The sequence below is a fragment of the Frankia sp. RB5 genome (assembly GCF_059816245.1).
The window spans coordinates 17,945-31,582 of sequence record NZ_JCBATA010000047.1 but is presented as its reverse complement, the minus strand read 5'-3'; the positions used below and the strand labels follow the sequence as shown (position 1 = coordinate 31,582).

Annotated in this window: 12 protein-coding genes and 2 tRNA genes; 4 read left to right on the top strand and 10 right to left on the bottom strand. The window is 70.4% G+C overall.

Annotated features, from left to right (window positions below; translation table 11 throughout):
- Positions 1-148 precede the first annotated feature (148 nt).
- The 6 genes from AC6EXY_RS22745 to AC6EXY_RS22720 form a co-directional block, all read right to left on the bottom strand.
- Entirely contained in the window at positions 149-559 is a 411-nt protein-coding gene (locus tag AC6EXY_RS22745; protein ID WP_133150563.1) for a nuclear transport factor 2-like protein, read from the bottom strand.
- A 362-nt stretch (positions 560-921) separates the two neighbouring features.
- Positions 922-992 (bottom strand) — tRNA-Val (locus AC6EXY_RS22740).
- Positions 993-1,012: 20 nt separating this feature from the next.
- Positions 1,013-1,291, bottom strand: coding sequence for a ribbon-helix-helix protein, CopG family (locus tag AC6EXY_RS22735; RefSeq protein WP_243407185.1), 279 nt, complete (start codon positions 1,289-1,291; stop codon positions 1,013-1,015).
- 14 nt (positions 1,292-1,305) lie between these two features.
- Positions 1,306-1,497: a hypothetical protein gene (locus AC6EXY_RS22730; RefSeq protein ID WP_243407184.1), complete on the bottom strand. Its 192-nt coding sequence runs from the start codon at positions 1,495-1,497 to the stop codon at positions 1,306-1,308.
- A gap of 121 nt (positions 1,498-1,618) precedes the next feature.
- The gene (locus AC6EXY_RS22725; RefSeq protein WP_279354590.1) at positions 1,619-2,182 is read right to left on the bottom strand and encodes a histidine phosphatase family protein; all 564 of its coding nucleotides are present in this window, start codon (positions 2,180-2,182) and stop codon (positions 1,619-1,621) included.
- A gap of 336 nt (positions 2,183-2,518) precedes the next feature.
- Positions 2,519-3,748, bottom strand: a complete 1,230-nt coding sequence (locus AC6EXY_RS22720) for a citrate/2-methylcitrate synthase (protein ID WP_499818099.1) — start codon at positions 3,746-3,748, stop codon at positions 2,519-2,521.
- Between the two features lie 163 nt (positions 3,749-3,911).
- Between AC6EXY_RS22720 and AC6EXY_RS22715 the strand changes: the two genes are divergently transcribed.
- Together AC6EXY_RS22715 and AC6EXY_RS22710 are read left to right on the top strand one after the other, a co-directional pair.
- Positions 3,912-5,039, top strand: a complete 1,128-nt coding sequence (locus tag AC6EXY_RS22715; protein WP_243407183.1) for a citrate synthase/methylcitrate synthase — start codon at positions 3,912-3,914, stop codon at positions 5,037-5,039.
- A 272-nt stretch (positions 5,040-5,311) separates the two neighbouring features.
- Entirely contained in the window at positions 5,312-5,677 is a 366-nt protein-coding gene (locus AC6EXY_RS22710; RefSeq protein ID WP_499818098.1) for a hypothetical protein, read from the top strand.
- Positions 5,678-6,216: 539 nt separating this feature from the next.
- On the opposite strand, the gene AC6EXY_RS22705 is transcribed toward AC6EXY_RS22710, so the two are convergent.
- Both AC6EXY_RS22705 and AC6EXY_RS22700 read right to left on the bottom strand, forming a co-directional pair.
- Positions 6,217-6,288 (bottom strand) — tRNA-Val (locus tag AC6EXY_RS22705).
- A 165-nt stretch (positions 6,289-6,453) separates the two neighbouring features.
- Complete coding sequence (locus AC6EXY_RS22700) at positions 6,454-6,912, bottom strand: peroxiredoxin (protein ID WP_101830271.1); 459 nt, start codon at positions 6,910-6,912, stop codon at positions 6,454-6,456.
- A gap of 440 nt (positions 6,913-7,352) precedes the next feature.
- Between AC6EXY_RS22700 and AC6EXY_RS22695 the strand changes: the two genes are divergently transcribed.
- On the top strand, positions 7,353-8,159 hold the full coding sequence (locus tag AC6EXY_RS22695; RefSeq protein ID WP_499818097.1) for a DUF4234 domain-containing protein: 807 nt from the start codon (positions 7,353-7,355) through the stop codon (positions 8,157-8,159).
- A gap of 161 nt (positions 8,160-8,320) precedes the next feature.
- On the opposite strand, the gene AC6EXY_RS22690 is transcribed toward AC6EXY_RS22695, so the two are convergent.
- Both AC6EXY_RS22690 and AC6EXY_RS22685 read right to left on the bottom strand, forming a co-directional pair.
- Positions 8,321-8,758, bottom strand: a complete 438-nt coding sequence (locus AC6EXY_RS22690; protein ID WP_101830270.1) for a DUF3052 domain-containing protein — start codon at positions 8,756-8,758, stop codon at positions 8,321-8,323.
- 247 nt (positions 8,759-9,005) lie between these two features.
- Entirely contained in the window at positions 9,006-9,410 is a 405-nt protein-coding gene (locus tag AC6EXY_RS22685; RefSeq protein WP_101830269.1) for a secondary thiamine-phosphate synthase enzyme YjbQ, read from the bottom strand.
- A 373-nt stretch (positions 9,411-9,783) separates the two neighbouring features.
- On the opposite strand from AC6EXY_RS22685, the gene aceE reads away from it, so the two are divergent.
- Positions 9,784-12,597 carry a pyruvate dehydrogenase (acetyl-transferring), homodimeric type gene (gene aceE / locus AC6EXY_RS22680; RefSeq protein WP_101830268.1) on the top strand — a complete coding sequence of 938 codons (2,814 nt, stop codon included), beginning with the start codon at positions 9,784-9,786 and terminating at the stop codon, positions 12,595-12,597.
- The last annotated feature ends 1,041 nt before the right edge of the window (positions 12,598-13,638 follow it).

The following is a 13,638-nucleotide window of genomic DNA, read 5'->3' as shown; positions in this document are numbered from 1 at the left end:
ATGTGACCACGGAAACGCCGCCGCCACCTCGACTTCTCACGTCGGACTGCCGACAATGTCCGCCACCGGACAGACCGGAAACAGGCGCCCTTCACGGACGCCATTCCTGAGCTCCGACCAGCCCCGCCCACGACCTCGACAGCGCCGGCTATTCCGAATTCGGCGGTCTGCGTGCTCGCCGGTACACGCGACCGCGCCCCGGCCTGGTCCGCGGCTCGGGCGCGACCAGGCGAGGCCCGATCCGTTCCATCTCCAGCACGAAGGCGAACGGAGGCTGGCCCATCAGGGTGATCGTGCTGATACGACCATCGCCGTCCAGGGTCAGTCGCTGCTCCGCCGCGAAGGACTGGCCCATGATCGTGGTCGGACAGGTCAGGATCCACCGGCCGTCCGCACAGGTCACGGACTCGAACCGGATGTCGTCGACGTGGTCGAGGGCGGCGGCGAGCAGCGTCCGCATGGACTCCTCACCCTGGAACCGATAGCGACCGACGGCCGGCATGTCCACCCACAGCACGTCGGCCAGGCAGGCTGCCCCGGCCCTCGCGTCCCCCGCCACGCAGGCTTCCTGCCAGGCAGAAACCGTTTCCGGCGGCACCGCTCCTCCTTCGATTCACGAGCGGTCAGGCTTCCGTCGCCGTCCGCGGCCACGGCGCCTTCCAAGTAACCGTAGTCGACCGGATACACGGCTGCGGGAGCCCGCGGATGCCTGCTTCCCCCGCCCCAGCCGGTTCCATCCGCCTAAGCCGAGCCGACTCGCCCGCGCGGATCACAGGTTCGCCTGCCAGCGATGTCCTGGGTGGGCGCCCGCAGGGCGTTCGGGGGCTCGGCCCGCGGGGAATTCGGGGGCTCGGCCCCCCGGCAAGCATCGCGACCCCGGCACAGTTGCGAGAAGAGCAACAAGCATGCGGAATCAGCGCGTGGGCGCGGCAGGGATCGAACCTGCGACCACTCGCTTGTAAGGCGAGCGCTCTCCCGATGAGCTACGCGCCAGGGAGCAGGGCGAGCCCAGCTAGGCGACGTCGAGCCAGGCGCGGAGGGCCTGACGGATCACCTCGCTCGCGTTCGTGTGGTCCGCGGCGGCCCGAGTAGCCAGGGCCGCCCGCAACTCCGGATCCAGGCGCACCGGCACGACCTCACCCGGCGCGGACCCGATCGGCCGCCTCCCGCCCCTGCGGCGCAAAGCGTCCACGTCGTAGCCGGACTCGGCTTCCCCCGCGAGTCGCGCCACGACCTCGTCCGTCACCGGCACCCCACCCGACGTGCGATCCCGTTTCATCCCGTCCGCCATCTCACCCCTCCTTGTCACGGCAGGAGATCCCGGTACTTCGGACGCATGCGCATCGCATGAATGATCAACTCGGCGCCGTCGTCAAGGAGCAGGACGACGATCTCCAGAAGGTTGCCCGCCCGATCCGGGCCCAGCCGAAGCTCCCGCTGCGGGTTCTCGTCGTCGAGCGCGTAGGCGACCAGATACCCGGCAGCGGCATGGATCATGTCCGCATCGGCCACACGGTGCTTCCGGGCCGACCAGTGGATCTCCACGCCCATTATCGTAATACGAAACTACGACCCACAGCCCGATCGTCGCCGAACACGCCGCGCAATCGGGCCATCGCTACTTCAGACCCGGGCCAACGGACGACGTGAGAGTGCTGCCACGGAAGGTCAGAGCGTAGATCGCTGGTGTGGGCATGGTCAGCCAGAACTGGACATCCACATCCAGGCCGTAGGTGAGGAGTGCGCGAGCGATCCAGGTCCCGTGGGTCGCGATCACAACAGGGCCGTCGCCGTCGGCGCACACGAGCACCTCAGCGAGGGCAGCCACGGCTCGGCCGCCCACGGCTTCCAGCGCTTCACCGGTCCCAAACGGGATAGCGGGTTCCCGCCATGCCCGCTCGTAGTACGACCGCCAGTCCGGCGTGGGCGGCAATCCTGACTTCCATTCACGCAGGTCCTCGTGCGTGCGAATGGGAACGCCCGCCCGCTCGGCAGTCGGCGCGACGGTCTGCAACGCACGCGGATAAGGGCTGGACGCGATACGCCGCGGAGCCCGCCGCCCACATATTTCCACGGCGAGAGCAGCGGCCTGCCCACGACCGACCGCGGTGAGCGCCCGATCGCACTCCCCCGGACCACCAACCCGAGGCCGCACAGCCTCAGCATGCCGAACGACCAACACCTCGACGAGCCCCACAAAGATCACGTCCCACCATGAGACACCTTCTCGTCGGGTACCAAGGCGCGATCGAAGCCCAGGTTCATCCACCCTCCACAGGAGATCCGCCTTACCGAGGTGCGCCCCAGGGTGTCAGGGCCGTTCTCGTTCGCCAGCTCGTCTCACGACGGAGGATGCCCCGCGCCGGTGGGCGCGTCCGCGCACGTCAGCAAGGCAGGTCGCCCCGGCCTCCGCACCCCGCTGCGCAGGACTTCTGCCAGGCAGAGTCCGTCTCCGGCGTCATGGCACCCGTCCTCGATCACTCACTTCGGGTCTCACCGGGCGTCGGCGCAATCCCGCTCATCTGTGTTCGGGGTCCGGGCCGGTATAGACGCCGAGCGCCCGCATCCGCAGCGGCTTCTCCTGGTATTCCTCCAGGGCGTGGGCAATCCAGCCCACGGTCCGCGCGATGATGAAGATGGCCTCTCCCGCGTAGCGGCCCATTCCCATCGAGACCGCGAGTGCCGCCAGCGCGCCGTCGATGTTCGGGAGCAAGGAGGCGTCACGAGATGCCACGGTGACGATCTCGTCGATCGCGGCCACCGAAGGACCCCCGTGCTCCGTCGCGCCCAGCAGGCGAAGAAGAGCCCGCGCACGAGGGTCACCTCGCGGGTAGAGGGCGTGGCCCAGGCCGGGAACGCGCTGCCCGGATCGAAGATGGTCGGCGATGACCATCGCGGCCGACCCGGCCGACAGCGTCTCGATCAGCAGCCGGTAGGCCAGCGAGCTGGCGCCGCCGTGCAGGGGGCCGTCCAGCGCGCCGAGCCCGGCGGAGACGACCGCGTACGGGTGGGCCCTGGCCGAGGCGGCCACCCGCGCCGCGACCGACGAGACGGCCAGATCATGGTCGGCGAGCAGGATCAGGGTGGCCTCCAGGCACCGTAGGAGATCCGGCGTCGGTGGTATGGCGGTGAGCCGTGGCCACAGCCGCGCGGCCAGACCGGGATCGTCGGCGTCGTCGCCGAGGAGGGGCAACGCAGCCAGGAAGTCGCCGAGCAGGCGGGCGCCCATCGCCGCGACGCTGGCGGGGCCGAGGTCGAAACGCAACGGGTCGGCGGCCGCCGCGATCGGCACCGCGATGCGCAGCCGGTCCGGCAGCCTCATCCCCGGGAGTTCCACGCCCGGCCAGCGGACCGGTGCCTCGCTATCGGCGAAAGGGACGGAGAAGCCGTCGCCGCGCTGCCACATCAGGGCGATGACCTCCTCGAAGGTCGACCCGACCGCGAGGGCGGTGGCATCGCGGCCCCGGTAGTACAGGCCGCCGTCCCGGATGAGAGTGATGGCCGTGCTGATCTGCGGAAAGCCGCGGCCCTCACGCCGGCCCGCGTCACCACGGTCCGCGCGCCGCAGGCGCTCGACCTCCACCGGATCGAACGTGCTGCCCTTCCCGCCGGCGGCACGCTCGCTGGTCAACAGGCCACGGCTCGCGTAGGCGTAGATCGTCTCCGTCTTCACGCCGAGACGATCGGCGACCTGCCGGGTGGTCAGCCGCCCCGCCGATGGTGACGGGTCGCGTCCCTCAGCGGCCATGCTCGCTCCTCGCGCTCAATACCTTGACCTATGGACTGGATCACGTTGATGAGAATCAACGTTGACGACATATGGACAGTCTAATCATCGTGAGTCCATGGATGACATTGCCGTGATCAGTGCGCAAGGGCAGGCGAGGCGGGCACCGGAACGAGGGATCGAGGTGCCCAGGGGTCTCGCGGGCGTGCTGGCCGCCGAGACCGAACTGAGCGATGTCCGAGGCCGGGAGGGCTTCTACCACTACCGGCAGTACTCGGCGATCGAGCTCGCGCGGAAGCGGACCTTCGAGGACGTCTGGCACCTGATGATCCTCGGCGAGCTCCCCGACCCGGACCAACGCGTGGCCTTCCAGCAGCGGACGTCGGCTCTGCGCGCCATCCCCGACTCGGTGCGCTCCCTGCTGCCCGCACTCGCCGAGGCCGGCGCGTCCGGCAACCCCCTGGACGAAGTCCGCACCGCCCTGTCGCTGGCGGGCGCGGCCCGCGGCGTCCGCCCGCTGTACGACACTGGCCGCGAACAGCGGATCGAGGACGCCCTGTTCGCCAGTGCCCTCGTCCCGACCATCCTGACGGCGCTGCACCGCCTCGGCCGGGGACAGGCTCCGATCGAGCCGCGCGACGACCTGCCGCACGCCGCCAACTACCTGTACATGCTGACCGGCGAGGAACCGGCGCGGGCGCCTACCTCCGCGATCGAGAAGTACCTGATCTCCACGGTCGACCATGGGTTCAACGCCTCGACGTTCACCGCCCGCGTGATCGCCTCGACCGGCGCGGACCTGATGGCCTGTGTGGTGGGCGCGCTCGGTGCGCTGTCCGGCCCGCTGCACGGCGGCGCCCCCAGCCGGGCGCTCGACACCCTGGACGAGATCGGCACGCCAGACCGGATCGACCCGTGGATCCGCCAGCATGTGCTGTCCGGCGACCGGATCATGGGCTTTGGCCACCCCGTCTACCGGACCGAGGACCCGCGCTCCCGCATGCTCAAGGGGATCGCCCAGGACCTGGGCGGGGACCTGGTCGACTTCGCCGTCCAGGTGGAGCGGCGTGTCGTGGAGATCCTCGCCGAACTCAAGCCGGGCCGGGAGCTGCACACCAACGTGGAGTTCTTCGCCGGGGTGGTGATGGAACTGTGCGGCCTGCCACGCACGATGTTCACGCCGACGTTCGCCTCGGCTCGCGTCGTCGGCTGGACCGCCAACATCCTCGAACAGGCCGAGGACAGCAAGATCATCCGACCCTCAGCCCGCTACGTCGGCCCGCCCCCGCCCCAGCCAGTACCGTCCGCCTGAAGCCGAACGACCGACCAGTCGACCTCGAAGTACGTGTGTACGGCGATGCCACGGACCGCGCAGCCGATCGAAGATCGGCAAGCTCAAGGAACCCGGCCCGTGGGCGCGGCAGGGATCGAACCTGCGATCACCCGCTTGTAAGGCACAAAAAGCACCAGGTGCCCCAGAGTTCGAGACCTGACGTTGTTTCCCGGCAGCTTCCTGGGAACCAGGGATAGCGCGCGATGCGTCGAAACGGGAAGCCTTTCCCTTTCGACACCGACGGAGAACAGATGTATGCCTTCGCCTCCACACGGACGCGCGCGGCCAGCGCGGTCGCCGTCGCCTGCCTGACCGCGCTGCTCGGCGGCTGTGGGTCCTCACCCGCGGAACCCGAGCAACTGGGCCCGGCGAAGCCTTACGGGCTCTACACGCACTGCGGCATCAGCGAGGCGCACTACCAGGACCGCTACTACGAGCTGGTCCCGCCGCTGCACGACGGCAACCTCAACCCGCCGGACGGTTGGGGCAACCCATACCAGAACGGAATCCTGACGCCTGTGAGCAGGACGGAGGTCGTCTTCACGGATGACGCCGGGCATCGCGTGACCTTCACACTGCGGCCCGGCGCCACGACATGGAAGCGGCTCTGCGAGTGACCCGTCCCAGCGGACGCACGGATCTGGCTCTGACGGCCACGTCTCGTGTCCTCGACCCTGTCGGCCGACGGGCTCCTGGACGCCCGTTGATCCACTGAGGGGTGTGGGCTGCCGACACGCCGGCGAGCATGGCGCCCCGGCGCCACGCGCAGCCGTCGCGCGGCGTGAGCCCGCACCCCGCCTTGATCCCTAAAAGAGAGTCGGCGACGATGTTCTGATCTACCCTGCCGGGACCGCGAGATCGCCGGCCACTCCGCGATCGAAGTGACGATGACGATCTATGCCCACTCGTCGATGGCGGGAGAAGCGCGCCGCTCTGGCCCGACTCGACGATCACCTGATCGGCAGCTGATCAGTGACTCCCCCGACGGGTGGCCACCGTGCGCGTTGCTACAGGCGTTGCTACAAACGACCAGATCTCCCGGCCCCAGAGGCGCCGCAGGCGCCCCGCCGGGGGGTCTCGGGGGGTCGCCCCCCGGCCAGCATCGCGGCTGTGCCGCAGCCGATCCAAAGATCGGCAAGCACGCGGAATCAGCGCGTGGGCGCGGCAGGGATCGAACCTGCGACCACTCGCTTGTAAGGCGAGCGCTCTCCCGCTGAGCTACGCGCCCGGGAGATCAAGGGACCAGTAGACCAAGCGTACGCACCGGCGACCGTCCTGGGGACGTTCCCGGCCGCCGAGGACCCACAAGAACACTGCTGGCGCCTGATGGGGCCGGGTCCGGCGGCGGGCACGCGGGTGCGGGCCGCCGCCGGCGGAGGTCCCGGCGGGGATCCTAGAGGGCGGCGAGGGCCTTGACGTACTCGGCCTGGTCGCGGGCGTCGGGGATGTTGTTGACGACCTTCCAGCGCACGACGCCCTCCTTGTCGATGACGAAGGTGCCGCGCAGGGAGATGCCGCGCTCGGCGTTGAACACGCCGTAGGAGGTCGCAACGGCGCCGTGCGGCCAGAAGTCGGCGAGCAGCGGGAACTCGTAGCCCTGCTGGTCGGCCCAGACCTTGTGGGCGAACGGCGAGTCGACCGAGACGGCGAGGACCTGCACGTTGTCGTTCTGGAACGAGCCGATGTCGTCGCGCACGGAGCACAGCTCGCCCTGGCAGACGCCGGTGAAGGTCAGCGGGTAGAAGAGCAGGACGACGTTCCGCTTGCCGCGGAAGTCCGACAGGGTGATGGTCTCGTTGTTCTGGTCCTTGAGCGAGAAGTCCGGGGCGACGGAGCCGACTTCGACGGTCACGGGCTCTTCCTCTCCACGACGATGGAACCGATCACGATGGGGCCGAGCACTATCCGGGCCGGTCATGCCACCAGGCCACTGATCGGGAGGACCAGGTCGCCGGTGCCGTGACCGTGTCACTGATCACGCAGACGGAGCGGGCGGGCGTGGCGTGTACGGATCACTCCCGCCGTCCCTGGAGCCAGCATGCCAGCTCTGGCCGGGGATGGGCCGACCGGTCGCCCGCGGAGTGGCCCACAACGGCCCACCCGTCCCGCGATCGGCGGCGGCACCGTCCCGGCCACGAATCCCTACGGACGGTGACTTTCACGGTCCGGGGCCACCGATACGGCGGGTGTTCGAGTTTCATGGGCCAGACTGGCCTAGTCTGGCCGATCGACGCGGGAGCCGTCGGCCGGACATGCGCGTAACACGGTGCGTGCTCCGCGTGCGCCACAGGCATGGACACCGACGAGGGCAGGACCACGTTGACCAACCAGAGCGCGACCCCGCAGGGCCACCCTGACCCGCGACGCTACCCGCAGTCGCACGGGTACGCCGACCAATCCCCGTATGCCGACCAGCCCCCGTATTCCGGCCAGCCCCCGTATTCCGGCCAGCCCCCGTATTCGGGCCAGCCCCAGCGCCCGGACGAGCACCAGCCCCAGCAGGGCTACCCGGAGCAGCGCGGCTACCCTCCGCAGCCCGAGCCCCATCCGATCGACGGACCGGGCACCTCCACCGGCGGCTTCCCGATCTACGCGTTTCGCGAGTCGCTGTCGGGGCCGGCGCCCGAGCAAGGCTATCCCGCGACCCCCGACTACGGCACCCCTGGCCCGTCCGGGCCATCGGGTTCCCCGGAGGACCTGGGCGGATCGGGGGTCCTCGGCAAGCACCGGAACCCCCTCGCCGTCTGGCTCGGGCTCCCGCTGATCACCCTGGGGATCTACCCCTTCGTCTGGATTTACAAGACGAACCGGGAGCTGGCCGAATACGACCGGCGTATCCAGGTCAACCCGACTCTGTCCCTGCTGGCGTTCCTGATCGGCTGGGTGCTGATCGTCCCGCCGTTCGTCGCCGCCTGGCGGCTGGGCACCCGCACCCGCGCCGCCCAGCACGCCGCCGGGGTCCCCGAGATCAACGCCGGGCTGGCGTTCGTGCTGTTCCTGGTCGGCTTCGGGCCGCTGTACCTCCAGCTGGAGCTCAACCGGCTCTGGGACCGCTATCAGGGCGCCGTGGAAGGCCAGCAGGTCCCGCTGTACCGCTGAAGCCGCTGAGCCCGGCCTGAGGCCGGCTCAGCGGCAGCTGGACAGCACGGCAGGGCGCCAGGGCGCTGCCCGCCGTCTCCCCCGATCGGGCGGCGAGACATGTCACCCGGCGCACGCGAGCACGGCGCGCCGGCACCCCGAACCGGCGCGAGCACCCGACGTCAGCGGTGGCGCGCGCGCTGCGACTTCGGCGCCGCCAGCCGCTGCCCGGACCACTCCTGCGCGACGCTGAGCGTGCTGGTCTGGACGAGACCCGCGGTGGGCACCGCGTCCAGCACATCACTCGGCGCGACATGGCCGTCTCGGCCCGCCTTCGGCGTCAGCAGCCAGATCACACCATCGTCGGACAGCTGCCGCCGCGCGTCGATGAGCGCGTTGGCCAGGTCCCCGTCGTCCTCGCGCCACCACAGCAGCACGACGTCGACGACGTCGTCGGAGTCCTCGGGGACCAGCTCGGTACCGCTGGCGCTGGTGATCGCGTCCAGCAGGTCCTGGGCGATGTCGTCGTCCTCGTTGAGCGACTGCACCTGGGTCCCGGCGGAGACTCCCAGTCGTTCCGCCCGGCGTTGACCCTCGGCGTTCGCCGCGGTCGGACTCACCCTGCGCTACCTCCTGCTCGTGTGTTCGGCGTCCCGCGTGTGTCGCGGGGACGTCCCGTTTTGGCGTCGACGCACCCCGCGATGGTGTCCATCACGTGACGCGTCTCGACCTAGTCCACCGGACCTCCCGGTGGCTGCGCAAGTGCCACGCCGTCGGTTGTGGACCGACGACACCGTGGTCAACGTGCGACGACTGTGGCCAGGTACCCGCGACGGGCCCCGTTCATCCCGACCAGGGCGGCGGCATTCACCCCGGCAGGAAGGTCAGCCGGACGGTTCGGTCCGGGTTGTCCACGTTGAGATCGACCAGCGCGATGGACTGCCAGGTGCCGAGCGTGAGCCGGCCGCCGAGCACCGGGACGGTCAGCGAGGGCGGGATCAGCGCGGGCAGCACGTGGGAGCGGCCGTGACCGCGCGAGCCGTGGGCGTGCCGCCAGCGGTCGTCGGCGGGGAGGAGGTGGGCGAGCGACGCGAGCAGGTCGGCATCGCTGCCGGAGCCCAGTTCGAGGATGGCCAGCCCGGCGGTCGCGTGGGGTACGAAGATTGACAACAGACCGTCACCGCCGTCCGCGACGAAACCCGCCGCATCGGGAGTGAGGTCGACCACCCGCTCCTCGTGACCGGTACGCACGGACAACGTGGTGGTCTTCATCCGGGTGTCCATCATCGCTGATTGTCTACCAGTCACAGGGCCGGACGCGGCGGCGGCGCGGACGACATGTCAACAACGCCACCCGCATCGCCCGATTGACTACTCGAAAGTAACCGGGGCGTACGTGACGACGTCGCGCGGACGGAGCACGATGGAACCAGGACGCGCGTCCGCGCGGCGGCGACCATCCCCGGGCCCCGGGAGCCGGCCGGTCCACCGCGAAGGATGAGCGGCCAGGAACGCGGTGATGCATCGATCATGCGGGCACCGCATCCGCGTACACGAGACGTGACACATAGGTTGACGGACCATGCGAAAAGGACCTTTTCGCATGGTGTCGGCGGCGACGACAGCCTGAGGAGCAGGAGAAGGCGTGGCGCAGGACACATCCCGGAGTTTCTCGGTCATCACCGATGGGCTGCCGAGCCAGCTTCCCGACATCGACCCCGCGGAGACCAGCGAGTGGCTGGAATCACTCGACGCGGTCATCGAGGAGTCGGGGCGCGGCCGGGCCCGGTTCCTCATGCTGAAGCTCCTCGAACGAGCCCGGGAGAAGGCCGTCGGCGTCCCCGGACTCACCAGCACGGACTACATCAACACCATCCCGCCGGAGCGCGAGCCCTGGTTCCCCGGGGACGAGCACGTCGAACGGCGCATCCGGGCATACATCCGGTGGAACGCGGCCATCATGGTGAGCCGCGCCAACCGGCCCGAGTTCAACGTCGGCGGCCACATCGCCACCTACGCCTCGAGCGCGAGCCTGTACGAGGTCGGATTCAACCATTTCTTCCGCGGCAAGGATCACCTCAGCTCCTCCCCTGGAAGTGCCTCCGGTGACCAGATCTTCATTCAGGGTCACGCCTCCCCCGGCATCTACGCCCGCGCGTTCCTGGAGGGCCGGCTCTCCGAGCGCGAGCTCGACGCCTTCCGCCGGGAGGGCGAGCCGGGCGGATTGTCGTCCTATCCGCACCCGCGGCTCATGCCGGACTTCTGGGAGTTCCCGACCGTGTCGATGGGCCTCGGCCCGATCGACGCGATCTACCAGGCGCGGTTCAACCGCTACCTGCTCAACCGGCAGATCAAGGACACCTCGAACAGCCGGGTCTGGGCCTTCCTCGGCGACGGCGAGATGGACGAGCCGGAGTCGATCGGCGCGCTCGGCGTTGCCGCCCGCGAGGAGCTCGACAACCTGATCTTCGTGGTGAACTGCAACCTGCAGCGCCTCGACGGCCCGGTCCGCGGCAACGGCAAGATCATGCAGGAGCTGGAGTCGCTGTTCCGCGGCGCCGGCTGGAACGTCGTCAAGGTCGTCTGGGGCCGTGACTGGGACCCGCTGCTGGCCAAGGACACCGACGGCGTCCTCGTCCACCGGATGAACACCACCCCGGACGGGCAGTTCCAGACGTATTCCACCTCGTCGGGCGACTACATCCGCGAGCACTTCTTCGGCGCCGACGCCCGGCTGCGCCGCATGGTCGCCGACCTGGCCGACGACGACCTGCGCAAGCTGTCCCGCGGCGGCCACGACTACCGCAAGCTGTACGCGGCCTACAAGGCGGCCACCGAGCACGCCGGCCAGCCGACGGTGATCCTCGCGCACACCATCAAGGGCTGGACTCTCGGCAAGGACTTCGAGGCCCGTAACGCCACTCACCAGATGAAGAAGCTCACCAAGGCCGAGCTCAAGGAGTTCCGCGACCGGCTCTACCTGGAGATCCCGGACTCGGCGCTGTCCGGCGACCTGCCCCCCTACTACCACCCGGGGCCGGACTCCGAGGAGATCCAGTACATGCGCGAGCGCCGGGCCGCGCTCGGCGGCTCGATGCCGCGCCGGGTCGTGCGCGCCAAGCCGCTCACGCAGCCGCCGGCGAAGATCTTCGACGAGCTGCGCCGCGGGTCCGGCAAGCAGCCGGTGGCCACGACGATGGCGTTCGTCCGGCTGCTCAAGGACCTGATGAAGACCAAGGAGATGGGCGCCCGGTTCGTCCCGGTCATCCCGGACGAGGCGCGCACCTTCGGCATGGACGCGATGTTCCCGACGGCGAAGATCTACTCGCCGCACGGGCAGCGCTACGAGGCCGTCGACCGTGAGCTGCTGCTCTCCTACCAGGAGTCCGAGCAGGGCCAGATGCTGCACGAGGGCATCAGCGAGGCCGGCAGCATGGGCTCGGTGATGGCCGCGGGGACGGCCTACGCCACCCACGCGCAGCACATGATCCCGGTCTACGTCTTCTACTCGATGTTCGGGTTCCAGCGCACCGGCGACCAGATGTGGGCGCTCGGCGACCAGCTTGGCCGCGGCTTCCTGCTCGGCGCCACCGCCGGGCGGACCACGCTCAACGGCGAGGGCCTGCAGCACCAGGACGGCCACTCGCTGCTGCTCGCCTCGACGAACCCGGCCTGCGTCGCCTACGACCCGGCGTTCGCCTTCGAGGTGTCGCACATCGTCCGCGACGCGCTCGACCGGATGTACGGCGAGCGCGACGAGAACGTCTTCTACTACCTCACCGTCTACAACGAGCCCGTCCCCCAGCCGGCGGAGCCCGAGGGCCTCGACCCGGCGCAGATCATCGCCGGCATGTACCGGTTCCGGCCCGCCGAGGGACTCCCCGGCGGGGCGCCCGCCGCGGGTGCGGCTGGCGGGGTCGGCGGCGACGGGGGTGCCGCGGCAGCGGCGGCGCCCCGGGCGCAGCTGCTCGCCAGCGGCACGGCGATCCACTGGGCGCTGGCCGCCCAGGAGATCCTCGCGGCCGACTTCGGCGTCGCGGCCGACGTCTGGTCGGTGACGTCGTGGAACGAGCTGCGCCGCGAGGCGCTGGAACGGGACCGGGAGACCCTGCTCGCCCCGGAGGCCGCCGGTGCGGTCCCGTATGTGACCCGGATCCTCGACGGCGCCCCCGGCCCCGTCGTCGCCGTGTCCGACTGGATGCGCGCCGTACCCGACCAGATCTCCCGCTGGGTACCGCAGCCGTTCGCCTCGCTCGGCACCGACGGCTACGGCCGCTCCGACACCCGGCTGGCACTGCGCCGGCACTTCAAGGTCGACGCCGAGTCGATCGTGATCGCCACACTGGAGGCCCTGGTCCGCGCCGGTGAGGTGAAGGCCAGCACGGTCGAGGACGCGATCCGCCGCTTCGGCCTGCGCGACGACACCGACGCCCGCCAGAGCATCGAGGACGCCAGCTAGCCTGCCCGTCCCGCCCGCGCACCGTTCCTCCCTCCGCGGGCCCGGACCGACGGCCATTCCCGGCCGCACGGTCCGGGCCCGACCCGTTCACGGACACCTGACGCCCGGTCGCCTGTCACGGCGCGGTCCCGCCAGGAGGACGCGCCCGCTCCCGGAAGCGTGCGATCTCCCGCTCCTTCCGGCTGGTCGGAAGGCCGGCTATGGGGCGGACTTCCCGTGGGTGGGAAGCGTGTGCGGGGGAAGGCGGCGCTGCGCCAGGAACACCACGCGTCGCGCCCGATTTGTCCCCATGCAACTGGCACGAAGGGTCGCGAGGCTGCCAGAACGCTGCCACGACCGCGCCACCACCCGGACGTGGGCGCGTCCCGGGCGGGCTCGGGACGCCGCTCGGCAGCAGTCCCACCCGGGCAGGGGACCACCATCGGCCACCATTGCGGCCAATACCACCCCCGGCTTCCACCCGCCCGGAGGTCCCACCAGCAGGGTGCACCGCGTCACCGGCCCCGCGACCCCCGCAATGGGACCGCGCCGGTCCGGCGGCGTCGCGGCACGCCCCGCCACCACCGTCACCCGGCGCCCCAGCGCCCGCCACGTACCGACGCACACACCCGCCCGAACCCGCGATGCCGAACCGTCCTGCCTGGTCACCGGCACTCCGGTGCCAGCACCGTCATGCCCCGCCGCATGGCACAACGAGTTCCACATCGGGTCGGCAAACACTAGTCTCACGGAGGTGACATCGGGAGATCGGCGACGCGGAGTACGCCGTCGTGCGCCCGGTGACGGCGCCGCGGACCCCGCGCGCCGCCCCGCACAGCTACCGTGTCGGAGAGCTTCAGCGTGTGGTCCACCTGGCACCCGGGACCACGCAGGGCTCCCCGTCACGCCGCCCGCGCGCACGGAAACGGACGACGGCTGCCCGGCGCACGCCGCGACGGTCGAGGAGGACGAGGTGAACGGTGTCACGACGACCCCCACACCCGCGGCGGCACCAGCCGCGCCGCGGACGGGCGGGCGCGCGGTGACCCCGCGGCGATCCAG

Bases quoted from the DNA above. Each gene is read 5' to 3' on its own strand.
- AC6EXY_RS22735 (WP_243407185.1), bottom strand. From the start codon at position 1,291: ATGGCGGACGGGATGAAACGGGATCGCACGTCGGGTGGGGTGCCGGTG.
- AC6EXY_RS22730 (WP_243407184.1), bottom strand. From the start codon at position 1,497: ATGATCCATGCCGCTGCCGGGTATCTGGTCGCCTACGCGCTCGACGAC.
- AC6EXY_RS22720 (WP_499818099.1), bottom strand. From the start codon at position 3,748: ATGGCCGCTGAGGGACGCGACCCGTCACCATCGGCGGGGCGGCTGACC.
- AC6EXY_RS22710 (WP_499818098.1), top strand. From the start codon at position 5,312: ATGTATGCCTTCGCCTCCACACGGACGCGCGCGGCCAGCGCGGTCGCC.
- AC6EXY_RS22695 (WP_499818097.1), top strand. From the start codon at position 7,353: ATGGACACCGACGAGGGCAGGACCACGTTGACCAACCAGAGCGCGACC.
- AC6EXY_RS22685 (WP_101830269.1), bottom strand. From the start codon at position 9,410: ATGAAGACCACCACGTTGTCCGTGCGTACCGGTCACGAGGAGCGGGTG.